The organism is Micromonospora tarapacensis (assembly GCF_019697375.1).
GTDB classification, from domain to species: Bacteria; Actinomycetota; Actinomycetes; order Mycobacteriales; family Micromonosporaceae; genus Micromonospora; species Micromonospora tarapacensis.
The window spans coordinates 4,049,196-4,074,489 of sequence record NZ_JAHCDI010000004.1 but is presented as its reverse complement, the minus strand read 5'-3'; the positions used below and the strand labels follow the sequence as shown (position 1 = coordinate 4,074,489).

26 protein-coding genes and 1 pseudogene are annotated in these 25,294 nt (G+C 68.1%); 19 read left to right on the top strand and 8 right to left on the bottom strand.

Annotated elements, in window-relative coordinates; translation table 11 throughout:
• Window positions 1–50: 50 nt before the first annotated feature.
• The 6 genes from ribD to KIF24_RS24455 form a co-directional block, all read right to left on the bottom strand.
• Entirely contained in the window at window positions 51–923 is an 873-nt protein-coding gene (gene ribD / locus KIF24_RS24480; RefSeq protein ID WP_221086037.1) for a bifunctional diaminohydroxyphosphoribosylaminopyrimidine deaminase/5-amino-6-(5-phosphoribosylamino)uracil reductase RibD, read from the bottom strand.
• Entirely contained in the window at window positions 923–2,167 is a 1,245-nt protein-coding gene (locus KIF24_RS24475) for a hypothetical protein (RefSeq protein ID WP_221086036.1), read from the bottom strand. Before KIF24_RS24475 ends, ribD begins: the two co-directional genes overlap by 1 nt.
• A 30-nt stretch (window positions 2,168–2,197) precedes the next feature.
• Entirely contained in the window at window positions 2,198–2,911 is a 714-nt protein-coding gene (locus KIF24_RS24470) for a creatininase family protein (protein ID WP_221086035.1), read from the bottom strand.
• A gap of 12 nt (window positions 2,912–2,923) precedes the next feature.
• Window positions 2,924–4,177: a helix-turn-helix domain-containing protein gene (locus KIF24_RS24465; RefSeq protein ID WP_221086034.1), complete on the bottom strand. Its 1,254-nt coding sequence runs from the start codon at window positions 4,175–4,177 to the stop codon at window positions 2,924–2,926.
• Window positions 4,178–4,363: 186 nt separating this feature from the next.
• The gene (locus tag KIF24_RS24460; protein WP_221086033.1) at window positions 4,364–4,570 is read right to left on the bottom strand and encodes a DUF397 domain-containing protein; all 207 of its coding nucleotides are present in this window, start codon (window positions 4,568–4,570) and stop codon (window positions 4,364–4,366) included.
• On the bottom strand, window positions 4,567–5,451 hold the full coding sequence (locus KIF24_RS24455; RefSeq protein WP_221086032.1) for a helix-turn-helix domain-containing protein: 885 nt from the start codon (window positions 5,449–5,451) through the stop codon (window positions 4,567–4,569). The genes KIF24_RS24460 and KIF24_RS24455 overlap by 4 nt, the downstream gene beginning before the upstream one ends.
• Window positions 5,452–5,786: 335 nt before the next feature.
• Here KIF24_RS24455 and KIF24_RS24450 point away from each other — a divergent pair, with 335 nt between their 5' ends.
• From KIF24_RS24450 to KIF24_RS35200, 16 genes and pseudogenes are all read left to right on the top strand, one after another.
• Complete coding sequence (locus KIF24_RS24450; RefSeq protein WP_221087529.1) at window positions 5,787–8,333, top strand: sensor histidine kinase; 2,547 nt, start codon at window positions 5,787–5,789, stop codon at window positions 8,331–8,333.
• Entirely contained in the window at window positions 8,330–8,740 is a 411-nt protein-coding gene (locus KIF24_RS24445) for a roadblock/LC7 domain-containing protein (RefSeq protein WP_221086031.1), read from the top strand. Before KIF24_RS24450 ends, KIF24_RS24445 begins: the two co-directional genes overlap by 4 nt.
• A 125-nt stretch (window positions 8,741–8,865) precedes the next feature.
• Window positions 8,866–10,203: an ABC transporter substrate-binding protein gene (locus KIF24_RS24440; protein WP_221086030.1), complete on the top strand. Its 1,338-nt coding sequence runs from the start codon at window positions 8,866–8,868 to the stop codon at window positions 10,201–10,203.
• Window positions 10,204–10,212: 9 nt separating this feature from the next.
• A complete protein-coding gene (locus KIF24_RS24435; RefSeq protein ID WP_221086029.1) occupies window positions 10,213–11,037 on the top strand; it encodes a class I SAM-dependent methyltransferase in 825 nt (274 codons plus the stop codon).
• A gap of 25 nt (window positions 11,038–11,062) precedes the next feature.
• On the top strand, window positions 11,063–11,935 hold the full coding sequence (locus KIF24_RS24430; RefSeq protein ID WP_221086028.1) for a branched-chain amino acid ABC transporter permease: 873 nt from the start codon (window positions 11,063–11,065) through the stop codon (window positions 11,933–11,935).
• Window positions 11,932–12,927, top strand: coding sequence for a branched-chain amino acid ABC transporter permease (locus KIF24_RS24425; RefSeq protein WP_221086027.1), 996 nt, complete (start codon window positions 11,932–11,934; stop codon window positions 12,925–12,927). The genes KIF24_RS24430 and KIF24_RS24425 overlap by 4 nt, the downstream gene beginning before the upstream one ends.
• Complete coding sequence (locus KIF24_RS24420) at window positions 12,924–14,438, top strand: ATP-binding cassette domain-containing protein (RefSeq protein ID WP_221086026.1); 1,515 nt, start codon at window positions 12,924–12,926, stop codon at window positions 14,436–14,438. Before KIF24_RS24425 ends, KIF24_RS24420 begins: the two co-directional genes overlap by 4 nt.
• 233 nt (window positions 14,439–14,671) lie before the next feature.
• A complete protein-coding gene (locus tag KIF24_RS24415; RefSeq protein WP_221086025.1) occupies window positions 14,672–15,103 on the top strand; it encodes a hypothetical protein in 432 nt (143 codons plus the stop codon).
• A 74-nt stretch (window positions 15,104–15,177) separates the two neighbouring features.
• Window positions 15,178–16,242, top strand: coding sequence for a tetratricopeptide repeat protein (locus tag KIF24_RS24410; protein WP_221086024.1), 1,065 nt, complete (start codon window positions 15,178–15,180; stop codon window positions 16,240–16,242).
• Window positions 16,239–16,691: a helix-turn-helix domain-containing protein gene (locus tag KIF24_RS24405; RefSeq protein ID WP_221086023.1), complete on the top strand. Its 453-nt coding sequence runs from the start codon at window positions 16,239–16,241 to the stop codon at window positions 16,689–16,691. The genes KIF24_RS24410 and KIF24_RS24405 overlap by 4 nt, the downstream gene beginning before the upstream one ends.
• A 39-nt stretch (window positions 16,692–16,730) precedes the next feature.
• A complete protein-coding gene (locus KIF24_RS24400) occupies window positions 16,731–17,678 on the top strand; it encodes a S1 family peptidase (protein ID WP_331461269.1) in 948 nt (315 codons plus the stop codon).
• Window positions 17,679–17,975: 297 nt separating this feature from the next.
• Window positions 17,976–18,875 (top strand): hypothetical protein, encoded by a 900-nt coding sequence (locus tag KIF24_RS24395; protein WP_221086021.1) that lies wholly within the window; start codon window positions 17,976–17,978, stop codon window positions 18,873–18,875.
• Window positions 18,876–19,153: 278 nt separating this feature from the next.
• Entirely contained in the window at window positions 19,154–19,693 is a 540-nt protein-coding gene (locus tag KIF24_RS24390) for a hypothetical protein (protein WP_221086020.1), read from the top strand.
• A 12-nt stretch (window positions 19,694–19,705) separates the two neighbouring features.
• Window positions 19,706–20,599 (top strand): class I SAM-dependent methyltransferase, encoded by an 894-nt coding sequence (locus KIF24_RS24385; protein ID WP_221086019.1) that lies wholly within the window; start codon window positions 19,706–19,708, stop codon window positions 20,597–20,599.
• Entirely contained in the window at window positions 20,592–20,780 is a 189-nt protein-coding gene (locus tag KIF24_RS24380; protein ID WP_221086018.1) for a hypothetical protein, read from the top strand. The genes KIF24_RS24385 and KIF24_RS24380 overlap by 8 nt, the downstream gene beginning before the upstream one ends.
• Before the next feature lie 143 nt (window positions 20,781–20,923).
• Window positions 20,924–21,322 (top strand): annotated as a pseudogene (locus KIF24_RS35200) (endonuclease/exonuclease/phosphatase family protein); the annotation flags it as partial.
• Window positions 21,323–21,412: 90 nt separating this feature from the next.
• On the opposite strand, the gene KIF24_RS24375 reads toward KIF24_RS35200, so the two are convergent.
• Both KIF24_RS24375 and KIF24_RS24370 read right to left on the bottom strand, forming a co-directional pair.
• Window positions 21,413–22,294: an IS3 family transposase gene (locus KIF24_RS24375; protein WP_331461268.1), complete on the bottom strand. Its 882-nt coding sequence runs from the start codon at window positions 22,292–22,294 to the stop codon at window positions 21,413–21,415.
• Window positions 22,291–22,584 carry a transposase gene (locus KIF24_RS24370; RefSeq protein WP_221086017.1) on the bottom strand — a complete coding sequence of 98 codons (294 nt, stop codon included), beginning with the start codon at window positions 22,582–22,584 and terminating at the stop codon, window positions 22,291–22,293. The genes KIF24_RS24375 and KIF24_RS24370 overlap by 4 nt, the downstream gene beginning before the upstream one ends.
• An 88-nt stretch (window positions 22,585–22,672) precedes the next feature.
• On the opposite strand from KIF24_RS24370, the gene KIF24_RS24365 reads away from it, so the two are divergent.
• From KIF24_RS24365 to KIF24_RS24355, 3 genes are all read left to right on the top strand, one after another.
• Window positions 22,673–22,825, top strand: a complete 153-nt coding sequence (locus tag KIF24_RS24365) for an endonuclease/exonuclease/phosphatase family protein (RefSeq protein ID WP_221087681.1) — start codon at window positions 22,673–22,675, stop codon at window positions 22,823–22,825.
• A 489-nt stretch (window positions 22,826–23,314) separates the two neighbouring features.
• Window positions 23,315–24,127, top strand: a complete 813-nt coding sequence (locus KIF24_RS24360; protein WP_331461267.1) for an SAM-dependent methyltransferase — start codon at window positions 23,315–23,317, stop codon at window positions 24,125–24,127.
• 41 nt (window positions 24,128–24,168) lie between these two features.
• On the top strand, window positions 24,169–25,206 hold the full coding sequence (locus KIF24_RS24355; protein ID WP_221086016.1) for a hypothetical protein: 1,038 nt from the start codon (window positions 24,169–24,171) through the stop codon (window positions 25,204–25,206).
• The last annotated feature ends 88 nt before the right edge of the window (window positions 25,207–25,294 follow it).

The following is a 25,294-nucleotide window of genomic DNA, read 5'->3' as shown; positions in this document are numbered from 1 at the left end:
CCTACGAGCGCCGAGTTGGACGTGCTTACCACTTCCGGGCGACTGGGCATTTACGTCTCCTTTGGTTCGCGTTGCCGGAAACGAACCGTCACCGAGTCGCGTCCGGGCCAGACATCGACAATCTCGAAACCAGCCACGTCCGGCATTGGTGACGGGGAAGTCCGCCGCACTGTGATGATGAGTTCATCGACGGCGTTCATCTCGTGTCGAAGCATGCCGGCATATTCGCATCCTGCGAGCAGGATGCTTCGGGCACCTGCCGCGTAGGCCGCTGTTAGCCACGGCATCAGACCGGTGTCGAGATCGGCGTGCTCTGGAAGCGTGAAGTGGGCTACTGCGTGCCCACCGGGAATGCCCTCGTCGGGTGACCTTTGCGCTCCTACCACGTCCGCTCTGGCGCGTAGGTCGCGTACGAGCTGTTGGGTCATGGAGTTGTCGTGATCGTCATCCAGTGCGTAGGCCCAGATCAGGTATGGCCTGCGTCGTAGGGTTGCGGTGAGCCAGGGTCCGAGGACCGCGAGGGTCTCATTGCGGAGCACGTCGGTTTCGACCTCGATGCCCGCTGCGGCGAGCATCGATGCGCCTCCCTCACCTCTCGATGTCGGGTCGCTGACGCTGATGACGACTCTGGCGATGCCGGCGTCGATCAATTCCTGTCGGCAGGCCGGCGTAACCCCTACGTGGTTGCAGGGTTCGAGGGTGACCACAGCGGTACCACCGCGTGCCGCCGGTCCAGCTTCCGCGAGAGCATTTACCTCGGCGTGCGCTTCTCCTTTGCGGCGGTGGAAGCCTCTACCCACGATGGCGTTCTGTCGGTTCAAGATGACGCATCCGACGGGCGGATTCGGGCTCGTGGTGCCGATGCCCATAGCTGATAGTGCGATGGCGTGTCGCATCGCGGCAAGTTCGACGTCGGATGCCATCAGGCAACCTCCGCCAGGTCGTCGAGGAACGCACGTACGCCGGCGAGGTCTCCGTGGGCGCCGACTGAGGTGCCGACCTGTGCGAGTTGGTGGAGGACGCGGCGGGATCCTGCGCGCCGAGCGATCGGAAGTGCGGTGTGAGCAGTGGTGGCGGCCAGTTCAGGCTGCCCGGCGGCCACGTGAGCTGCGGCCTTGCTTGCCAGCGCTAGGGCGAAGTCCTGGCGGTGCAGTGGTGGTATCGAAGGAAGGGCCTCGGTGAGCACCGCGATGGCCTCGTTCGGGCGTCGACTGAGCCGAAGACAGGTTCCGCGGTGGACCTCGATGTATCCGCTTGTGCAGTAGGAGCCGTGCTCGCCTTCAGGTTTGCCAGGTCGGCGATCCGCCGCCCAGCGGTGAGCGTCGTCGAGTAGGTTCATGGCCTCGCGGTCTCTGCCGCTCGCGGCGAGCGCGTGTGCGTGTTGCACACGGATGGCCGCGCGCATGGGTGCAGATACCTGGCGGTCGTAGGCCATTGCCGCTTCGACGCGCTCAACAGACCGCTTCGGTTGGCCGGCCATCAGCCAATGCTGGCTACTTCGGTACATGGCCCAAGCCGTCATTGTTGGATCCGCGATCTGGGTTGCCCAGCTAAGAGCCTTCTCCGTCCAAACGTGACCGGCCGAGTGCTTATTGAGTGATTGGTTCAGCCATGCTGCGGATTCAGCGTACTGAGCGGCGAGTCGGATGAGGTTGCGTCGAAGTTGGGTGGGCACGTCGCTGAGGAGTTGGTCGATTAGCGTGAGCTGATTGGTGACGCCGATGAGGGCGTATTCTGGTCCGAACAGTTTGTCGTTCTGGACCAGTAGATGCCACTGTGCTCGCAGTTGGTAGAACGTTTCGTCCCAACTGCCAGCTGGTGGCTGTATCTCGTTGCCCGGGAAATTGTTGCTGGTTTCTGTGCGTCGTGGACTGTAGAGGTCGAGTTCGGCATCGGTGCTGGTGCCGAGGACGTGTCGTAAGGCTGCGCGCCGTTCCTCGCTGGGCCAACGGTGTTCTCCGCGCTCTAGCTTGCCTACCCAACGGTGGTCGACGTACTGGGTGGTGAGGTCCCGCTTCGGATAGAGCAGATTGAGCGCCGTGTTGACGGCGTCGGCCAGTTCGGACCGGGACATGCACTGCCCAAGGCGTCGGGGTGATGGCATTCGCTGACGTGTCTCGGCGAGCACATGGTTGGGCGTGACCATTGTCTCCGGATGGCGGGGCACTTGCACCTCCTTCCACTGACTCTGCGGCGGTTACCGCTCGTCTAGCAGGCTGGACAGATGATCGTCGAACGATTCTGCCAGGCTTGCCAGTAGGGCTCGGCCCTTGTCGGCGGTGCCGGCCGAGGGGCGGCCGATGATGCCGGTCTTCGTGTACCCAGCCATTCCATGGACCAACAGCATCGGTCGTTCATCCGCGATGTGGTCTCCATTGACAAAGTCGGCGCCAACCGCTTGGGGGCACACGTGCAGCAGGATGGACACTTCCAGTTCGCCAGCATGCATGTCCTGGTGTACGTCGCTGTCCAGCCGTGCGGCGTCTCTGGCCCTCGTCCAGTCTGTCCTGGTGGGAAACAACGTCATCGACCTCGGCGCTGCGGCGTTGGCCGTCTGCACGACATTGGAGAGAACGTAGTTGCCGCCGTGACCGGAGACGATGGCCAGCCGGGTGATCCCACTTGCGACGAGCGACGCCCGGATGTCCTCGACCATGGCCGAGAGGGTCTGATGGCTGATACTGACGGTGCCCGGCCAGCCGGCGTGCTCGTGTGAGCAGGACAGCGTGATCGGCGGCAGGACCAGGACGTTGTGCCGCTGCGCGATGGACTCGGCGATCGCCGCGGCGACGATGGAGTCCGTGGCCAGCGGCAGGAACGAGCCGTGCTGCTCGAAGCTGCCAACGGGCAGCACCGCGATGCTCGGCCTGCGGGCGGCGACGTCGGTGCTGGTGGTCAGGAACACGTCCACCCGGCCATTCTGTCACTGGCGAGTCACGGCGACGCGGTGCGCCTCAACGAACGCGCGTACCGCGTCGAGGGTGCCGTGTGGGCGTAGCACGATCGCGAGCGGCTGAGTTGCCCGGACGATGCGGTACGAGCTGGTCTCCTGGGCTAGTCGCAGCGCCCTCAATCCGTGGCCGGCGGCGCGTTCGGGATCATGGTGGAGGAAGCAGTCGGCGAGGTGAGCGTGCCACATCCCACTGTCGATCGACGCACTGGCGGGTTGGTCGTCGAGGAGTTCCTCGAAGATCGCCTTGGCGGAGGCCGGATCACCGAGTAACTGTCGACAGCGGGCCTCGACCCCGGCGACATACCGCGGGTCGCAGTGTCGCGCGAACTCATCTTCGTCCCCGCCGGTATTCCGCAGTTCCCGGCGGGCTGCGGTGATGGCGGTGCTCATGTCGTCATCGCCACCGGCCGCGAGCGCCTCGGCCAGCCGGGTCAGGCACAGGGCGCGCGTGCGCGCTGGCACCGGGCCGTGAACCAGCGACCGGCGGGAGAGTGCGATCGCGGCCCGGACATCGCCGCTGTCGAGGGCACGCTGGCTTTGCCGCATGAGGGTGTACGCGACGAGCGGGCGGTCACCGGCCTCGTTCGCGCGCAGGTGGGAACGCTCTAACCACACACCGCCATCGGAGGAGGTGTTGTCGGCTATCCAGCTCATGAACTCGGACCAGCGAGCGTCAACACCCGCTAGGTGCGACCGACCGAGATGGCGTTGCAAGCGATCGAGGACGTCGAGGTGCTCGCGTACCCGCGGGCCGAGCTCAGGCCACGTGCGGGAAGGCTGCGCGGTGACGCGGTTGAGCGCGCGCAGCCACGGCTGCGGCTGGCCGGAAAGGAGTTCGTCGTCGACGTGGCTGAGAACCAAGTGCGATGTCGGCAGCCCGGACGGGGAGATGGGGTGCTGGGGCGGAGCGTCAGGTGTGCGTCGCGGACTATAGAGGCCGAGTCCGATGTCGGTGCTGGCGCCCAGGACGCGTCGTAATGCTGCACGCCGTTCCTCGCTGGGCCAACGGTGCTCTCCGCGCTCTAGCTTGCCCACCCAACGGTGGTCGACGTACTGGGTGGTGAGGTCGCGCTTGGGGTAGAGGAGATCGAGCGCCGCGTTGACGGCGTCGGCCAGCTCGGGCCGGGACATGCACTGGCCGTGTCGGTTTGGCGAGGCGAGCGCCCTGCGGGCATCACGGAGCAGCTTGTTCGGCGCGATGACCGCCTCGGGGTGACGTGGCACAGGCCACCTCCACAAACGCGAACCTCTGCCGCAGTGTGACCAGGTGAAGACATGGAGTATGCGGGTCGAGGCGTAGCATCGCAGGCCGGACTGGCATCGCGCCACCCCGCTGTGCGTTCCGCCGGTTTGGGCAGCGAGACTCGCGCGATCCTCTGTCGGGGCGCGACGGGCTATTGTCGCGTCAGCTCATGCTGAAGGATCCGGGGGCGTGAACCCGTCGGCATGAATTTCGCTGATGAAGGCATGCCATTGTGTTGAGTCGAATCGCAGAACCGGGCCGCCGTTGCTCTTGGAGTCGCGCACGAGAACGGATTCGGCAGCGCGGGCAACTTCAACGCAATTGCCATCGTCGCTACGAGTGGACTTACGCCACACGTACTGCGGTGCGGTCATGACGGGGCTCCCTTAACTGGTGACAGGTGCTCTGCGGTTTCACGCAGAAGACGCATGCTCGACTCGCGTGACAAGGCTTTGGATTTGAGTCGGCCCTGGAGGCTCACGTACTGGTCCACCTCGTCAGGGTCGGTAAAAATCAGATCTCGGGTGAGGGTGTCGACCGCGACGGCTCGGGAGCGTTGCGGATCGCCATAGCGGTAGATCGAGTACGCCGATTTGGGGGAGCTGTGATCCCTGATAGCCGCGTGCATGGAAAGTACCCGCACGGTTACGGATCGATGCTTCTCGCATACGGTGACGATGTGTCGAAACTGGTCGGCGACGATCGTGGGATCGGCGGCACAGCGTCGGATCGCGACTTCATCGATGATGGCCTCATACTCGGGACCGCCGACAGCGAGTAGCAGTTTCTGGCGGTAGGCGCGAGCGGCGACTGCGGCGTCAGGGTCGAACTTGTCGTTGTGGCGGCCAGGATCGCTGCGCAACCGCGCGTTGCTGAACTCCGCCGTCTGCAAGAGCCCCGGAACGAGCAGGGTGTATTCGGTGATGACCTTGGCGCCGCTCTCCAGGTCGGCGTATGTCGCCTGCCGGACTCCCATCTGGTCGGCATGCTCCATCCACCACCCACGTGCCCAGCCGTCCGCCGCTGCGTCCATGATCGCTGTCCGCCGCTTCGCGCCGACGGCCAGGTAGTCGCAGATGCCACTGACCAAATCGATGTCGGGGCCGAGGTGGCCATTTTCAAGGGCGCTGAGCTGCTGCCTGGAGAATCCGACGGCGCTTGCGAGCCGATCGCCCTGCATGCCGTGCTCCTCCCGTAGGCGCCGAATCTCGCATCCGAGCCACCGTCTACGGACATAGGGACTGGGGCGGGTCAACGGCGGCCTCCAGGCTCAATTCGAGCCCGGTCGGCGATCACGGCCGACCAGGCGCATTCAAATGTAACCCGGGAAGCCGAACAAATGATCTTGATGTCGTTGTTGGATCGGCGCGGACGCGCAGCTCAGGCGGCGGTCGGACCGTAGGTCGGTAGACAAGGTCGGACCGAAGGTGGGTATTCCCAGCAGTGCGCGATTCAGTGATCGTTTATTCGTAACGAGCTATGCCCCGGTAGGTCACGCAACATCGCTCACGTCCGAGCACAAGGGAGCCGGCGCGTGCAAGGAGGCCGAGCGCGATGAGTGCGCAAACGTCGGTGGCGGCGAGGAGTTCGATGACACACGGTGCTCGTCCCGGGCTGCGACGACGCTTGGCGGACGTGTCGGTCCGGGCGAAGGCAGCGTTGATCGTGGTGCCGACGCTTCTGGTCGCTGTGGTCTCGGCCGGCGTCGGACTGTGGTCCACGGTCATGGAGGCCCAGGAGGCCGGACGTAGCCGAGTTCTGTTCGACGTGGCGTCGGCGGCTGGGCAGGCGACGCAGCGGTTGCAGGTCGAGCGGAGCGCCGCCGTCAGCTTGTTGCTGCCGAGCTCGACGGCGACGGCGGCCGACTTCGAGCGTGCGGCGCAGGCGACGGACGCGGCGATCGCGGATTTTGAGGCGCAGCGGCCTGGTTTGGTTGACCCGCCCGCTGGCGTGCGGGCGGTGCTTGATCGCGTGGACGCCGGTCTGGCCGACGTCGAGTCGCAGCGGCAGCGGGTACGCGGCGAGGGGCAGGTGGCCCTGTCGGCGGTGGCGTTCGGGTACCGGATCGTGATTGCGGACCTGGACGAACTGCTGGTGGCAGTGGCACAGAGCGGTGTTGACCCGCAGCTTGCAGATGAGATGCGGGCATCCGCAGCACTGTCGAGGGCCCGCGAGGCAGTGGGTCTGCAACAGGTGGCGGTGGTCCAAGCGTTGGCGGCGCGGCGGTTGACGCCAGCGCTGCACGCGGAGGTCGTCGCCGCGCGGGCCACGCAGGAAGAGGCGCTGCGGGAGTTTCAGGCGTTGGCACGGACGCAGTGGCAGGCACTGCTCGGTCGGACATTGACGGGCCCGGACGTGTTGGCTGTGGCTCGGCTCGATGGGGCCGTCGCGAGCACCCCCGTGTACCAGCCGGTCCGACTGCCGGGGGGTGCCGAGCAGTGGAGCCGCGTGATGACCGCACGGGCGAACCTGCTGGCGCAAGTGCAGGCCGATGTCGACGCGGATATCGCGGCTGCTGCCGCTGAGGTGCGGGCGGATCAGCTGCGCGCGGCGCTTGCACAGGGCGCTGTCCTGCTGGCGATGCTGTTGGTCGCGATGTTGACCGCGTTGCAGGTGGCGCGGTCACTGATCACCCAATTGTCCCTGCTGGAGTCGGGTGCACGGCGGGTAGCGGACGTGGAGCTGCCGAGCCTGGTCTCCCGGCTGCGGGCAGTCACGGATCCGGCGAAGGCGCAGAGCATGGCCAAGGGGGCCGGCGGGGTCGCGGTGCCGGTGGTGGGCCGCGACGAAGTCGGCCGGGTCGCACACGCCTTCAACGCCGTGCTGGGGGCAGCGGTTGACGCAACGGTCGGTCAAGCGCGAGCACGTACCCAGGTCAGCGCGATGATCATGTCGGTGGGTCGGCGTGTGCAGGGCCTCACTGAGCTGTTGCTGGGCAGTATCGACCGGCTGGAACGCGATGAGGAGGACCCGGACCGGCTGGCGAGGGTGTTCGCGGTGGACCAGCAGGCGACCCGACTGCGCCGGTACGCGAACAGCCTGCTTATCGCTGCCGGCGGGGGTCCCGGTCAGTCACAGCGGGAGCCGGTGGTACTCGCGGATCTGGTCAACGCGGCGCTGTCGGAGGTGGAAGGCTTCGCGCGAATCAACGTCGGCAAGCTGGTCGACGCGGAGGTCGACGCCCGCGCCATCGACGCGGTCAAGCAGATCACCGCCGAACTGCTCGACAACGCCACCCGGTTCTCGGCCGACGAGCAGGTGTTGGTCACGGCGGTATGGCAGGGCCGCGACCTGCGGATCAGTGTGGTCGACGCAGGCATTGGAATGCGGGCGGAACACCTACAGCGGGCGAATGTACTGCTGGCCAGTTCGGCGGCGGAGGTGGGCGTCACCGACCAGATGGGCCTGGTGGTGATCTCCCGTCTCGCGGCCGAGTTTGGAGTACGGGTCCACCTTCAGCCGGGCGAGCAGGTCGGCGTGGTCGCCGAAGTGCTGGTGCCCGCGGACTACGTCACCCGCGTTCACGTCAGAGAAATCATGGTGCCCGGCCCTGCCCGCCGGCTCGCCGCTGATATTCCGGCTCCGCCCGCACACCCCTACGTGGGTGAAGCTCCTGCCACCGGCACCGGCTGGACTGGGCCATCAGCACAGGAATCCGGCACGTCGGACCGCACGCAGGTGTTGCCCCGGATGCCCAGCGCGGACGTGACGTTGGAATTACCCCGCCTCACGGACAACCACGCGTCCCGCGCGGTACCGGCCGGTGGCCCAGCGCCGGAACCGCCGCTGTTCCGACAGATGGCCGAGGCATCACCGTGGCTGTGGCCGCCCACGGCGCAGGCGAGCGAGCCGGGAACGTTCTCCACCGCGGCGGACGCGGGATGGCAGGCGGCGGCTACCGCCGCCGAGCCGGCAACGGATGGGCACACGGTCTCGGGTCTGCCTCGGCGACGGCCACAGGCGCACGTCGTTCCCGGCGGCGCCGGACTTCTCGGGCAGCGCCGATCGGGCGAGGCGGTTACTCGTATCGATCCGGCGGCAATCCGGGCGCAGGTCGCCGGGACCATGCGTGGCCTGCGAGCCGCCGTGGCTCATCACCCCCCTCACGCTGCTACATCGACAGGAGCACCCTCATGACCGCCCCCACCTCTGTCCGCCGCCCTCAACTCAATGCAGTTCTGGACGGCTTGGCCGAGCGGATGCCCGCCGTGGCCCACGTGGTCGCCGTGTCCGCCGATGGGCTGCTACTGGCCCGCACGGCGGCCCTGAATGTCGACCGAGGAGATCAACTCGCCGCGATCGTCTCGGGGCTGGTCAGCCTGGGCCGCGGCGCCAGCGAACTACTCCAGACCGGCACCGTGCAGTTCCAACTGCTGATGACGCAGGACGGTGTCCTCGTCGTGCAGCAGGTACCGGACGGGTCGTCGCTGGCCGCGCTGGCACGTGCCGACTGCGACCCGTCGCTCGTCGCCTTTGAACTGGCGAACCTGGCGGTCCGAATTGGCGACGCGGTCGGGCCCGGACCCCGGCCGCAGGCCGACTGATCCAGTACACCGCCGCTGCTGAAGGCGTTCCTGGAAGCCTGCCCAACTCCCGAAACCGATACGACCCATCCCTCGTACGTCCATCCCATCTCCTTGCCGATGGGCGTGAATACGGAAGGAATCCTGTGACCCCTCAACGCCATGTCCGCCAGCGTCGGCGGCGCGTCCTGACTGCGCTCGCCCTGGCCGCGTTACTCGCCACGGCCGGTTGTTCTGGATCGAGCCTCGGCGGCCGGGCCGACGACGCTGACGGTGGTGAAATCCGTATTGGTTTGATCGTTCCGAAGACCGGACCGTACAAGGCGATCGGTGACGATCAGGCCGCCGGTTGGCGCCTCGCGCTGGAGAAGCTGGGCGGCAAGCTCGGGGGCCGGCCGGTCAAGGTGATCGAGGCGGACGAGGGTGACGGCAAGGCCACCGCCCTCGCGTCGGCACGCAAACTTATCGAGCAGGACAAGGTCCTGGCGTTGGTCGGTGGGGCTACGGCCGACACGGTACAGACCTTGTATCCGTTGTTGACCGAGTCCCGGGTGCCGTTGATCGGCATCGGTGGTCGGCCGTCCACGGTTGAGGATCCGACCTATCTGTGGTCGACCTCGTGGCTGAGCGAGGAGACCGGTGCCGCGATCGCGGGCTACATGCGTACGGCGGTCAAGGGGCCGGTGTGGGTGATCGGTCCGGACTACATCGGCGGGCACGACCAGATCGGCGGGTTCGTCACCGCGTTCAAGGCCGCTGGTGGTGTGTTGGCCAACCCGGACGGGGAACCGCAGTGGACCCCGTGGGTGCCGACCCCGACGACCGAGTTCGCGCCGTTCCTGGCGAAGATCAAGGCGTCGGATGCCGCCGCGGTCTACGCCTTCTACGGTGGCACCAGCGCGGTGGAGTTCGTCAAGCAGTACCGGCAGTACGGTGTCGACCTGCCGTTGTACGCCTCTGGCTTCGTCACCGAGGGCGCCACGCTCGACGCGCTGAAAGAGCAGGCCAAGGGCATCCTTACCAGCCTGAACTACTCCTCCACGCTCGACAACGCCGCCAACCGCGACTTCGTCCGGCGCTTCAGCGCCGCGAACGACGGGAAACTGCCGAACCTGTACCACGTTTGCGCCTGGGACGCCGCGTTGGTGCTGGACAAGGCGATCGCCGAGGCGCTGAACCACCCCGACGCCCCGCCGCCGACCCCATCCGCTACCGCATCCTCTGCCACCGCGACGCCCGCCGCGTCCCCGACCACCACGCCCACACCCACCGCCGCCGTGACGACGGCAGGGAACGGACTGTCGTCGCAGACGCTGACCGCGGCGCTCGCCCGGGTCGGTGCGATCGACAGCCCGCGTGGGCAGTGGCAGTTCGGGCCCGTGAACCACACCCCGGTGCAGGCGTACTACCTGCGCGAAGTCGCCCAGGACGGGCAGGTGTGGGTCAACCGCACCCTCCAGACGCTGACCACCCTCGGCTCGTAGGAGAGCACGATGACCACAACCACAGTCGAGCCGGCCGGCGGCACGACCGGGCGCTACATGTTCGACAACGCCACCACAGAGGCCCGTAACCAGTTGCAGTACCTCGGTGCCATCTTGGACTTCGGCACCCGGCGTGTCCTGTCCCAAGCGGGCCTGGCCACCGGCTGGAACGTCACCGATGTCGGCGCGGGCGCGGGCACCCTCACCACCTGGATCTGCGACCAGGTGGCGCCCTCCGGTCGGGTCACCGCCGTGGACCTCGACCCCCGCCACATCCCGTCCGGGCCGAACCTGACCGTCTGCGCCGGTGACATCAGAAATCTGATCCCGCCGGAAGCCAGCCAGGACGCGATCGTGGTCCGACTGGTGCTGATGCACCTGCCGGATCGTGAGCAGGTCCTCGCCAGTCTCGTGCGGGCGCTAGTCCCCGGCGGGGTGATCGTGGTAGCGGACTGGGACTGCACCTGGCGGGACCTGCTCCGCCGCAGCCCCAGCCAGCGGGCCAGCCAGCTGTTCGAACGCTTCCAGGACACGCTGCTGGCGTTCGGCGAGAGCCGTGGGGCCGACATGGGCTGGGCCAAGCGGGCGCCGGAGGTGATGGACGGGCTCGGCCTGGTCGACGTGACCAGCCACATCGACTCCCGCTCGTGGCGCGGCGGCACTGGGATCTGCCTGCTGCACCACTCCAACTCGATCCAGAAGGAGGCCGAGCTGGTGGCGGCGGGGATGAGCCTCGACGACCTGGTCGAGCTCCGTGAGGCGTTGATGGATCCGGAGCTGATGGTGTCGGCCTACCTGATGCACACCACCGTCGGCCGCCGCCCAGCGGCCTGACCAACTCGAAGGGGAAGGGCGTGTCGTGGGACTGACCGGCTACGCGATCATCGCGTTGAACGGCGTCGCCTACGGGCTGCTGCTGTTCACCGTGGCGGCCGGCCTTACGTTGATCTTCGGCGTGGCCGGAGTGTTCTCGATGGCTCACGGCACGCTCTATCTCGCCGGTGCCTACACCGCCTGGCTGCTGGTCGACGGCGGCTGGATCGGGTTCGGACTGGCTCTGGCTGTCGGCGCTGTGGTCGGGACCGTCGGGGGAACCGCGCTGGCCGCTGTCGTACAGCCTTTGGCCGGCCGGCCCCTGGACCAGGTGCTCGCGACGCTGGGAATCGCCTACATCGCCGGGGATCAGTTCAGTGCGGTGTTCGGTGCCGAGCCACGGTCGGTGGACCCGCCCGGCGCGTTGGCCGGCTCCATAACCGTGGCCGGTCACGCCTACCCGATCTACCGGCTGTCCTTCATCGCTCTCGCCGCCGTCGTCGCCGGTGTGCTGTTCTGGCTGGTCGAGCGGTCCCGCGCGGGCGCGGTAGTCCGAGCGGTGGTCGCGGACCCGCAGATGGCCGCCGCGACCGGCATCCGCACCGGCACCGTCCGTACCGCCGTGCTGGCCGGCGGAGGTGGACTCGCGGTCGTCGGCGGGGTGCTCGGCGCCCCGGTCATCGGCCCCGCGCCCGGGGTGGACACCACGATCCTGGTCTACTCGCTGATCATCTGCGTCGTCGGCGGGCTGGGCAGCATCCGCGGCGCGCTGCTCACCGCGCTCGGCGTCGGGCAGACCCTCACCCTCGGCGTCGCGCTCGCCCCCGCCGCCGCGAGTTTCGTCCTCGCCGCCATGATGCTGGCCGCTCTCGCCGTCCGGCAGCGCGACGAGTTCGCGCACCTGCGGGGGCCGGCATGACCGCCACCCTCGCCCCCGTCGACACCGACGACCTCACCCGGCCCCGCACCGGCCATCGACGCGTCCCGGTCGTCTTCACCGTGATCGCCGTTGCTGGTGTTGCCAGCGTGGCAGTGGCGCTGCCGTGGCTGGTCAACGCCTACCTCGTCTCCTTGGCATCCACCGCACTGGTAATGGCAGTGCTGGCGATGAGCGCGCAGCTACCGGCCGGGCTGACCGGGCAGCCGCCACTGGGCCAAGCCGCTTACCTCACCGTCGGCGCCTACACCGCCGCCAGCCTCGCCACGCTGACCAGCCTCGGCCCGATCCAGCTCGCCGCCGCAGCCGCCGCCGGGGCGATAGCCGCTGCGATCACCGGCCTGCTCGCGGTCCGGGCCCGCGGCACGACCTTCCTGATGATCACCTTCGCCGTCGGGGAGCTGCTGCACGCGGCGGCGAACGCGTGGGCGCCCGGCGGCAGCGACGGAACCCACACCCCGGCGGTCGTGCCGCTGCCCGGCCTGCCACCGATGGTCCTCGACGGCTGGGCATATCTGTACGTGCTGGTCTGCACCCTGCTCATCGCCGCCGCCGTCGCGGTCCTCGTCCGGACCCGGTTCGCCCTGCTGCTGCGGGGAATCGCCTCCCATGAACCCCGCATGCGAGCCTCCGGGCACCACACCGACCGGCTGCTGCTGGCCGCCTACACCATCGCCGGCGGCATCGCCGGGGCGGCCGGAGCCCTCACCATCACCGTCACCCGCTACATCTCACCGGCCGACGCGGCGATGGGCATCTCCGCTCTCGCCCTCGCCGCCGCGCTGATCGGGGCCGGCAGCATGACCGGCGCCTGCACCGGCGCCGTCCTGCTCGTCGCCGCCCGAGACTGGGCCGGCGGCTTCCTCGGCGGCCACGGACCCACCCTGCTCGGACTGTGTTTCCTCCTCGTCGCCTACCTACCCCGACACCGGATGACCGGCCTGGCCAGCCTGCTGACCGGGAGGCGACGATGACCGAACCTCTGCTGCGGCTGGACACCGTCAGCCGCGCCTTCGGCACCCGCCGCGCGGTCGACCAGGTCAGCATCGACATCCACCCCGGTGCCCGGCATGCGCTGATCGGCCCCAACGGCGCCGGCAAGTCCACCCTGATCAACCTCGTCGCCGGCACCCTGCGCCCCACCTCCGGCCGCATCCACTACGCCGGACACGACATTCACCGCTGGCCTCCGCACCGGCGGGCCCGCGCCGGCATCGCCCGCACCTGGCAACACCCCGCCCTCGCGTATCCGCTTACCGCCCTACAGAACGTGCTGCTCGCCGTTCCCGGACAGCACCCGGCCACTGTCCGTCCCCGCCCCCGGGCGGTGGTAGCCGCGCACACGGCGTTGGCGCAGGTCGGACTCACCGCGCACGCCGACACGCCTGCCGGCCAACTCGCCTACGGCGACCAACGCCACCTGGAAATCGCCGTCGCCATCGCCGCCGGACCGACGTTGCTCCTGCTCGACGAACCGTCCGCCGGGCTGACCCGGCCCGCGGTCGACCACCTGGTCGAGCTGATCCGCGACCTACCGTCCGCGATGGCGGTGCTCCTCGTCGACCACAACTTGGACCTCGTTACCGCCGCCTGCGACACCGTCACCGTGCTGCACCACGGCGCGCAAATTGCCACCGGAACCCCCGCCCACGTCCAGGCCGACCCCGAGGTCCGCCGCATCTACCTGTCCGAACCCGGCGGCGATGGCGAGCCTGCGAACCCGACCGCCTCTCTCAACCCCGGGCCGGCGGCGCCAACAAAGCCGGTGCTGCGCGTACGGCATCTGCACGCCGGCCACCACGGCGCGATCACGCTCGCCGACATCACCCTCGACTTGCACCCGGGCCGGGTGACCGCCGTCGTCGGGCGCAACGGCGCCGGTAAGACCACCCTGATCAACACACTTGCCGGCCTACACCCGGCCATGGCCCCCACCGACATCCTCCTGCACGACCAGCAGATCACCGGCTTGTCGGCCCGCCACCGCGCCCACGCCGGGATCGGCCTGGTACCCCAGGGCCGACGCCTCTTCGCCGGCCTCACCGTCGACGAGCATCTCGCTCTACCCCGACCGCATCGCACCCGTCGGCAGGGCCCGACACCAGCGGACGCCCTCGACCTGTTCCCCGGACTCGCCGACCGCCGCCGCCACCGGCCCCACCAGCTCTCCGGCGGGGAACAACAGATGCTCGCACTCGCCCGCGCGCTGCTCGCCGCGCCCACCGTTCTCCTTCTCGACGAGCCGTCCGAAGGACTCGCCCCCGCCGTCATCGACACCCTCGCCCTGACCATCCGCACCCTCGCCACCGCCGGGACGGGAGTGCTGCTGGCCGAGCAGAACCTCCACCTGGCACTGCGGGTCGCCGACGACATCGCCGTACTCGACCGCGGTGCCTTCGCTGTGTACCTGCCCGCCGACGAAGCCCGCACCGACTCCACCCGCCTGCACGACCTGCTCGTCATCCCCACCGGACACACACCATGACCGACATCCGACAGGGCCCGACGGGCACCAACGACGTTCCCTCCCGGCGAGGAACCTCCTCCTCGCCAGTCGTCCCGGGGTGTCCGAACCACCCCGGGACGAACGCCGCCCACCCCGAAAGGCCCACCAGCACCGGGAGACGGGCGGCACCTGGGTGGCGGCAGTCTCCACCCCCCGGAGCCTGCCGCCACCCAGACCCTCCAGGAACGAGACAAGACCGGGAGGACAACACCGTGATCGGACTCGACACCAGCGTGTGGCTCCTCGCCGACCTCGCCCACTGCGCCCACCACGGACACCCACTGCTGCCGTACTCCGCCGGCCGGACACGCCGCTTCTACCACTGTCCCTGCGGTCTCTACGACGCGGATCTCCTCGAAGCGCTTGCTGTCGGCACCGCCGCCAGCCACGACCGCCGCACCGCCACCGCCCGGCCCCTGGTGACATACCGCACCTGGCAACAATCCAGCCGGGCCGACCTGCGCCACCACCTCCTCCGCCTTATCCACCACATCGCCGTCGCGCCAACCCCAACCCCGACCCTTGACCCGCGCTGGCGCAACCCACGACCGTCACCCGTCCCGACCGAGCCAAGCGACGAGACAGCACCGCCTCACCGTCGCCCGGTCTGCCGCACGAACCTGCGGCCCCCGAGGCCCCGATGACGACGAAACACGCGGCACCCGTCCGCGCGCAAGCAGCCGCTACCCGAGCGTCAGCTGTGGCAGCACGGCCCGGCGTGCGCCCCGCCTTGGTGCCGCACAACCCCACCTCCGTCGGCTGCGCTCTCGCCGTCGTCCCGCAGGCGTGTTCGCACGCGTTGCTGCCGGTCGTTTTGCTCAGCTGTCGCCGCTGCGCGCGGCAACCGGTCAAAATCGGCTCCCAGGATCGCATCCTGTACCTGTGCCGGCCCGGGCGCCGCCGTCGACCGCTCGACGCCTACCTCCTCACCGACGCCGTTGGGCGGGCGGTACTGCGCCACACCTCCAACGGGCTGTCCCGACACGCCAGCGCCCCGCCATCGCCGGATGCTGTGATCGCCCGGGTAGAACAGGTCCTCCAACGTGTCAATGTCGGCGAGACCGAGGAGGACATTCGACTCATCTGGTCACTCGGCCGGGTACCTGACGTCGTCGCCGGTCTGCCGTTGGCCGACCTGACCGAACGAGTCCGCCAGCTGATCGATCGCGGCCAGCTGGCAGCCGCTGCGGATGTGCTGTATGGCGCGCTATCCCCGGTCATCACCTCGACGACTGCACCGGACAGCGATCGAGCGCAGGCGGCCCGCCTACTCGCGCAGATCCTCGTCCAGACGGGCCAACCGAACCTCGCGCTTCGGTTCGCCGACTACGCCCGCCGTGCCCACCGGTTCCTCCACGGCGACGACGCGGACGTCACGCTGTCCGCCACTCATCTGCTCGCCACCGCTCACCGGCACGCCGGCAACGTCGAGGACGCCTACCGCCTCTACCGCCGGCTCACCGCCGAGTTGACGGCTCTCGACGGCCGCGATGCGCTGCGGACCCTACGCGCACAAGCGAATCTCGCTCTCGTCCTCCACGCCAAAGGTCAATGCACCCGTGCCCACACCATGCTCGTCGACGCCGTCACGACCCTCCAGCGGGCGCACCCGGACGAGACCAGCGCAGCCGGACGGATGCTTGCCCACCTCACCGCCATGCAACACGCCTGCGGACAAGCCGGGACCGCGCAAGACCAGAAGACCAACGACGTCCTCAACGGCGCCGGTCGCCAGGCGCTCGTACCCACGATCACCGGCCACACATGCCGGTCACGCCGATGAGCGAGAGGCCCAACCGCCGACCGCACAACGCTCCTCCGGCCAGCGGTACTGGCGAACCCCGGACCGGCACACCCCCTGGCACGAGCGGCCCAGCCCTCACCAGCGAGCCCGGCTCCCCGAGCGGGCAGACCGTCGGGCCACTCGTCCGACACCTCACCCGCACCCGACGGCGCATCTACGAGGCCCTACTCACCACCACAGAGCGCCACTGGACCGTACGAGCACTCGCCGAGACCCTTCCCGACATCACGGCGCACACCCTGCGAGACCACCTGAACCTGCTACTCGCGGAGCGGATCGTGAAGCAAGTCCCGCACCAGCGCGCACTCACCGTCGAGCTGACCGAGCAGGGCCGGCAGACGCTCACCGCCATATTGCGCGGTGGCAGAAGCAGCTCCTTGAGCAGGCTTCGCCCCCAAGCCGGGGCGCAACGTCCTGCTGACCAGTAGGCGAAGCCATCGCCGCATCCCAAGACAACCCGGCACACCGTGCCGGGCCCCGCACACCGATCAACGAAAGGTATCGATGAAACTCCTCAAGCGGTCGACCATCGTGGCGGCGGTCGCGCTCGCCGGCGTCCTCGCCGGCACAGCCACCCCGCCGCCGCGATAGTCGGCGGACGGAACGCCACGCAGCACGACGGCGTGGTCTCCGTCCAGATCCTGCACCCGGGGCTCGGCACCGCGCTGTGCGGCGGCGAGCTGGTCCACCGACGGTGGATCCGTACGGCGGCGCACTGCGTCAGCCGCCAGGACGTCGCGCCCACCCCGGTCGCCGTGCCCGGCGAGAACGTCACCGCGCGTATCGGCAGCCTCGACCGCACCACCGGCGGCCAGGTCGTCACCGGCAAGCAGGTGTACCTGCACCACCAGTGGATGTGGGGTGTCAACTACCCGGTCGAGCCGGTCTCCGACTACGCCCTCGTCGAGCTGACCCGTCCGGTACGGGCGGACCTGCTGCCGACCGCGCTGCGGCAGGCACCCGTCGGCGGTCCTGTTCGGGCGGTCGGGTGGGGTCTCACCGAGTTCCCGCCCCCGCCGGGCGTGACGCCGCCCGCGCTGCTCCAGGAGCGGGACCTCACCCGGCTGCCCGACGCGGCCTGCGAAGGCGGATTCATCGGGGTCGGCGACATCTGCGTCAGCGCTGCCCCGTGCTTCGGTGACTCCGGCAACCCGCTCCTGCGCAAGGCCCCCGGGCACAGGATCGGCGCACGCCCGGCATGGGTATCGGTCGGTGCCGCCAGCCGGGAGACCAGTGCGGAGGACCCGTGCGGCGGGCCGACGGTCTACACCGACGCGACGTACCCCCAGCACCGCATCTGGACCTACAACACGATCCGCACGCGGAAGGTGCAGCCGCCCGTCTGGGCACCGAGGACGCTCACGGCCACGACCAGGGAGCTGATGGACCGCCTCAAGCTCGACTTCACCCAGTAACACCGGAGTAGCGGGAACCCGGCCCGGTCACGCACATGCCAGTGGCGTGCCGCCAGCGCACAGGCCGGGCCGGCTTCCCCTCGCCAGCGGTGCATCGAGCCACTGCGACCGACAACTCACCCAAAGGCCCCGCTCCATGAAGCATGAAGAACACGTAATCGACGGCTCGGTCCTCGCCCACGAAACCACCGACCTCAGCTCCCCGCCCGTCATGGGCAAGGCCGCACCACACCTGCGTTCGCACAACCCCGTCCACCGCTCCCACGGATCCACGATCGGCCCGCAGGAGGCCACGCGGTGACCCGAACCCGAACCGGTGCGCTGCTGCTCAGCGCGCTGCTCCTTTTGGCCGCCTGCGCCGAACCCACCTCCGGTGTGAACGCTGATCCGTCGGTTCCGAAGACGACTCCGAACAGCGCACCGCCGATCGCGGCCGGCCCGGTCCTGACCCACCTTGTCGACACCCTTGCCGACGCGCCCGCCGACACCACCAGCGGCGCATACCAGTACCTTGAGCGTCGCACTTGGTACCGCGACATCATCGGTCCGCCCGGACCCAGCGGATGGCCCGAACGGGTCCGCATCGACCAGCTATGGCGTACCGACGATGCCGCCAGGGGCCGACAGGTCAGCGTGCACGTCGCCGCCGACGGCTGTACCCCGGACGGCGGGGAGGCCAGTTGGACCGGGCGGGCCAGTGACCCGTTCGACCAGCCACCACCGAACAAGCCGGCCGAGCTACGCGCACATCTGCTCAGCGCGGCCGGACCCGGAGAGCACAGGCCCGAGCAGCACATAGTCGGCGGCGTCGCGATGCTCTACGAGCGCCAGGCGCTCGCCCGCCCGGTCCGTGCCGCGGTCCTGCGCCTGCTTGCGGGGCAGCCTGGCCTGCTCGTGCGGACCGGCGTCGCCGACCGCGTTCAACGGCCAGGTATGGACGTCATCGTCGCGTACACCGACCGGAGCGGTGTGCCTCGCCGCGACATCCTCACGATCGACGCCACCACGGGCGTCCTCCTCGCCGCGTTCAGCACCATCGCCGGCCCCATCCCACCCCAGGATCCGAGTCTGGGGCTCGATGCCAGGGAGGCGATCCTCGCCGAGGCAGACAGCTACCGGCTCTACGTCGACAGCCGACGCACCCCGGACACCCACACACCGGCGGCTGGCTGCAAGCACCCGGCCGCCAAACCATGACCCATCAGCCTATTCCCGCCCGCCAGTCGCCAAGGCGTGCCTCGAATGACACGACCGCCGGCGGCTCTCTCCAATTGCCAGGACGTGTCACCGCGTTGGGGCCGTGTCTGGCACAGGTCCCGGCTAAGGACCAACCAGCCTGTCTAGTAACCGCCCACGGGCATGTCCCGGTACTCACGCCCCGCGCCATCGGTGCGAGCGGGCCACGTTTCCCATCGGCGCCGCCTTCGACGACACCGACGGTGAGGGCCGGTGGTGCACGAGCGCCACCCGGGCGCATGACCGAAGCCCCCCGGACCGGATTCCAGCAGACGACTTTGGAGGATCTACCTGACATGTGCGGCGTGAACCACAACCTCTTTCCCCGACCCGGATACCTCATCGACATCACCTGCGAGAGCATCGCGGCGAAAGTCTTGTTCACCAGAATGCTGTCTCACCATGCCGAGATCGGCCTCACGCCCGAGCAGATCACCCGACTCATCGACCTCAACGCCGAGTACCAGGCGTCGCTGATCGCTATTCGGGTGCAGTTCGCCCAGGTCACGGAGCAACTGGAACACAAGCGGGGACGTCTGGACAACGACGCCCTGGTCGCCCGCAAGGAACTACTCGACCGCCACGCCGAACTGTTCCGCGCCGAGGAAGATCTGTTCTTCAGCTACGGGGCCCACGGCCACGAAATCCTCACCGACGCGCAGATCGCGCGCATCGACCAGATCTACCACGCGGAGAAGGACGCCCGGCTCGCCGAGCTTCTTCCATCACTGAACAGCGCGGTCGCGCCACAGTTCCAGTTCACGACCGCGACGGCGTAACGGAGGCCCATCGTGGGTGAGCAGGCCGAAAACGTGACATCCGCCGACTCGGCGGGGCGATGGCTAGCCCGAGACCGCGACGCCGGTCGAGACAGCGCTGACCGCGCGGTCCTCACCGGGCTGCTCGCGGACATCCGCGATCGGGTGCTGAACGCGGCTCGGCTGCGGCCCGGCCACGATGTTCTCGATCTCGGTGCCGGCACGGGCCTGCTCACCCACGCCGCCGCGCGGGTGGTCGCGCCGGCTGGATCGGTTATCGCGGTCGACCGGTCCGCTGCCGCTCTAGCGGAGATCCGGACGAACGAGGCGCGGATCCGCCCCGTGGTCGGCGATGCCTGTCACCTCCCGATCGCTGACGCCACCTTCGACCGCGTCGTCGCTCGTAGCGTCCTGATCTACCTGCCCGACCTACGCGCCGCGCTGCGCGAGGTCGCCCGCGTTCTCCGACCGGAAGGACTGCTGTCGGCGTTCGAGCCGGTCAACGCCGGCCGTCGTCATGACGCCAACCTGGACGGCGTCACCCCCGACGAGATTGAGGCGATTGACCGGCTCCGCCGCCTCAGTAGTCCCAGCGCCGGACCGATGATGGCGTTCGACGTGGCGCCGTTCGTCGATGCCGCCCTACATGCCGGCTTCAGCACCCCCACCGTGGGCGAGACCACCGTGACCGAGCGGCTCAGCACCCGCGCCCACGTCGACGCCCACCTGAGCCGGCGGCCCCACCCGGGCGCCGCCAGCCCGGTCGACCTCATCACCCGACATCTGGGCGCCGATACCACCGCTCGATACGTCACCGCGTGGTACCGCGCGCTCGACAAAGCCGTCGACCGTGGTGGCATCACCTTCACCAATCCCGTCGTCTACCTCACCGCATATCTCGGAACGAGAAGGTACGGCCATGGGTGAGCTGATCGCCGTAGCCGTTGGCTCGCTACTGCTGATCGCAGCATTAGTCAAGGGCGGAACCTCGACCATCACGTGGTTGCTGTTCCGGCTTCGCCTCACGCGTGTGCTCACGGCCTGCCTAGTCCTGCTTTTCGTTTCCGCACTCTTGATCCACCTGGCAGACGAAATCGACCAACCATAGCCAACCGTCTTCCAGAACCCACAGCCAACCGCTGAACCCCTCGCAGAGGAGATTGCTGGAATGAGGCGTTTATCCGTGCCCATATTCAACTTCGAGGTACGGCGCCTGCCTTCGGCGGCGCCGGATTGCCGGACTCGCGCGATGTGGGAGGCGAAGTGACCGCGGAAGTCGTGAGCGTCGTCAGCTACAACCTGAAGGACTATGGCAAGTCCGCGGTGGCCACGCGTCGGCAGCAGCACGAGTTGCTGCGTTTCGAACGCCCGGATGTGCTGTGCTTGCAGGAGGTCTGGGACGACAACGACGACCTGTCCACCCTCCGGCGGCACATGGCCACGATCGCCGAGGCCGTCGGGATGCGTGCGATGGCGGTACCCGCACGGCGGTCGCACTGCCATATGGCGATCCTGTGGCGTCCTGAGTTCGCGGCACTGTCCCAGCGCAGCCACGGCCTGACCCTCTGGCATGGCCTGGGCGTGGTCCAACTCGACATCGGCGCCGCCGTCCCGCTGCGCGTAGCGGTCACCCATCTGGCTCCCTGGGATCCCGAACAACGGCTCGCAGATGTCCGCACCATCACCGGGTTGCTGAGTGACGTGCCCCGAAAAATCCGGACTCGAACTAAATGCACCCTATCAAGCTGCCGTGCGATTGGCAAACCATTCTTCGAGGACTTCCGACGGCGGCCGATAGCCGAGCCCGGAATGCAGGCGACGCCGATTGTAGAAGCCTTCGATAAATCTGATGATCTCTCGTCGCGCCTCGGCGCGGGTATCGAATGTTCGGTGATGCACCCACTCCGTCTTCAGCTTCCCGAAGAACGATTCGGCCATCGCATTATCGAAACAGATCCCGGTCCGCCCGACCGATTGCCGAACCTCATGCCCGCCCAGCGCGAGCGCGAAATCATGGGACGTGTACTGGCTGCCGCGGTCGGAATGAAATATCGCCCCGTCGGGCAACGGAAAACGCTGTGCCGCCATCTCCAACGCGGCGCAGACGAGCGACGCCGGATAGCGAGTATCGACTGCCCAACCGATCACGCTTTTCGAAAAGCAGTCGATCACCGAAGCTAAGAACAACGGACCTTCGCCGGTATCAATCTGGGTGATGTCACCGACCATCTTCGCCCCCGGCTCCTCCGCCGTGAAGTCCCGGCCGACCAGGTCCGGGATCGGCCCCGCGGCCCGATCGGCCACGGTGAGCCCCCGGCGACGTTTGACCTGCACCGGCACCAGCCCGGTCGCTCCCATGAGCCGGCGCACGAGCTCATCGTCGATGTCCACGCCAGCGCGCACGAGCTCGGCGTGGACCGGCCGGTATCCATAGGTGCGACTGGATGCCACGAAGACAGTCCGGATCTGCCCGGTCAGTTCCGCGCGACGCGCCGCCTGCCTCGAGACAGGCCGATCCAACCAGTCGTAAAAACCGGATCGGGAGACCTCCAGCAATCGGCACATCATGGCAACTTCGAAGTCGGCCTTCTTCGCAGCGATGAACGCGTACCGTTCGCTCACCGTTGTTCTTTCGCGAAGTAGGCTGCCGCTTTTTTTAAGAACAGGTTTTCTTGCTCGAGTTCACGAATTCGTCGTTCCAGTTCGGCCGTGCGGGCCCGGTCAATCGCGTCCCGAGCGTCGCCGCTCGTGCCGGGACTCTTTTTCTTCTCCGCGATGACCCAGTTACGAACGGTCTCGGCGACCAAGCCGAAGTCACGTGCGACATCCGCGTAACTACGCTTGCCCTCGATCACTGCTTTGACCGCTTCGGCCCGCAGTTCCGGCGAGTATCTTGCTGGTTTCTTTGCCACGTACCGTTCCTTCCGGACTCCCCGTCACCCTACTTGGGGACGTGTCCGGAGTCCTCGGGGCACCTCAGGTGCCGACCTGTCCCGGCGGTTGGATGCGTTCTGGACCACCCGGCCACAGGCGCTGCGCGGCTATCAGGTCATCGACACGCCGGCGGCACGCCTGCTGTCCGACCACCTTCCCATCCGGATCAACCTTGACCCCACGGCGCTCGGAACCGGTTCGGATGGTGTCGCTCCATGATCTGCGGGCGGGTGGTGCGCAAGCTGTCCGCAGCGACGCCGCTGCCCGCCGAGCAGGTCGTCAGCAGCGTCGGCGCCGTGCCCTCTAGCTAACGACGTCGTGACCGTACCCGCCATCAGACGGTCGACAAACCTTACCCCGCGTAGCAGCGCTGCGGACCCCGCAGCCGCTCCGGGTACATGAGCGCACGCTGCTGGGTCCCATGCCGTGTCGCAGGAGTTCCTGGTCGGTGACGGCGGCGAGTCCAGCCAACGTCTCGTGGCCGGCCGCGGCCAGAGTGCGACGTGTCGGTGCTGGCAGGCCGTGAGGCAGGTCCGCGTTATCGCCAGGCGTTGTCACGGGCGCTCCTGGGTGAGGTACGCCAGTTCGGTCGACTCGCTCACTCGGTGAGGCCGGTAGCGCTCGCCAGGCTGACCGCCGCGGACGGTCCCCGGCTATGCTGGCGCCGATCCAACAGCGTCGTTTCCCGCCTGATCGAAGGATGCGCACGTGACAGAGAGTTCGGCCACCGCCGGCAACGAGCAGGAGATCGTCAAGGTGGACACCACTGTGCCGCAGACGGCCCGGATCTGGAACTATCTGTTAGGTGGCAAGGACAACTTCGCCTCCGACCGCGCGGTTGGCAATCAGATCATCCAGTCTCTCCCACAACTCGCTGAGAACGCGCGTCTCTCCCGGGCCTACCTGACGCGCGCGGTACGTTACCTCGTCGGCGAGGCCGGCATAGGCCAGTTCCTCGACATCGGAACCGGCCTGCCCACCGCCGACAACACACACCAGGTCGCCCAGTCGATAGCGCCAGACGCCCGCATCGTCTACGTCGACAACGATCCCCTTGTGCTGGCGCACGCGCGGGCTCTGCTCACCAGCAGCCCGGAAGGTGCCACCGACTACATCGACGCCGACCTGCGGGACACCGAGACCATCCTGCACGAGGCGGCCAGGACACTCGACCTGGGTCAGCCGGTGGCGCTGTTCCTGATGGGGATCCTCGGTCACATCGAGAGTGACGAAGAAGCCAAGTCCATCATCAACAGAATCATGGACGCCCTGCCCTCCGGCAGCTACCTCGCGATGTACGACGGTAGCGACACCAGCGAGGCAGTCAACGAAGCCGCACGAATCTGGAACATCTCCGCGAACCCGCAGTACCACCTGCGTAGCCCGGAACGGATAGCCAGCCTGTTCCAGGGCCTAGAACTGGTCAAGCCCGGCGTGGTGTCGGTCAACGAGTGGAAGCCGGACCCGTCCACCCCGTCAGGAATTATCGACCAGTACTGCGCCCTCGGACGCAAGCCGTAGAGCGCGCTCGGACTCGCGGGGGTGGGCAATCTGTGAGAGCGGTGGACTGGCTGCCCGAGGCACTGCACCCGGTAGCGATGCGCTTGGCGCGCGCCGACCAACTCGCCTTCGAACTGGCCGAGATCGCGCTGGCATGGTCGCGAGGATCTGATGACCGGGGACCGCTGACGCTGAGGCAGGTGGAGCGGACGCCCGGCTATCTGGACGTCGAGGTATCCACGATCAGGCCCGTGCCACCCATCGCCGCCATGTTGTTCAGCGAGGTTGTTCACCATCTCCGGTCGGCGATCGATAACGTGGTGTTTTACCTGGTGGAGAGGAATCGCGATGCGCCGCTGACCGACTCGCAGGCTCGGGCCGTAAGCATGCTGATCTACGAGGACCCGAAGAAGTTCGAGGACAAGGTGAAGGGCCTCGTAAAGCAGGGTCTCACTGAGTTCGCGACCACCGCCACCTTGGGTAAGCGCACCGCAGCACTCCAGCCCTTCGCCGACAAAACATCCGTCCCGGCGATCTCGCCAGCCTTGTCGATGCTGATGGGCGCCGGCCCCGACGTGGCCAATGAGCATCCGCTGGTACTGCTCCGCGACTACTCCAACGACGACAAGCACCGCACCATCCGCCTCGCCGCCGGCCGGTCGCTGGTCCAGCGGCTGGACGACGTGCCACGGACCCGCCAGCTCGGGATGCGGCACATCGAGGTCGGCACCGTGCTTGAGGTCGTCCAAAAGGGCGTGGTCACGCCCGTAGATACCTCGCCCGCGCTACACGTGCAGCGTCCGGACGGCGGCGTATGGGTCGGCCCCGGCTACGAACTGGACTGCCTCTCGCGGCACGTCGCCGACATCGTGGTGCCCACGCTGATCACCGGCATGTCCCTGCCAGGTGGACTACCCGCGCAGGTGGACCTAAGCGACACCGGAACGCCGCTGGCCGAACGACTGCGGCAGGGCGGGACCACGCGCGCACACGACCGTGCCCGTGAGATGGCCGGAAAGGCGTACTGGGAGGCGATGAAACGGGACCGGCAGTTCCCACCGATCGTGGCCGGGACCGTCCCGGAGCAGGAGAAGTCCTGAGCAGCCTCCCGGCCGCGTGAACCGGATCTGCCCCCTTCCCGGCGCTCACCGCCCGCCGCACCGAAGACCTCCGCTGCGAACCGTCGCT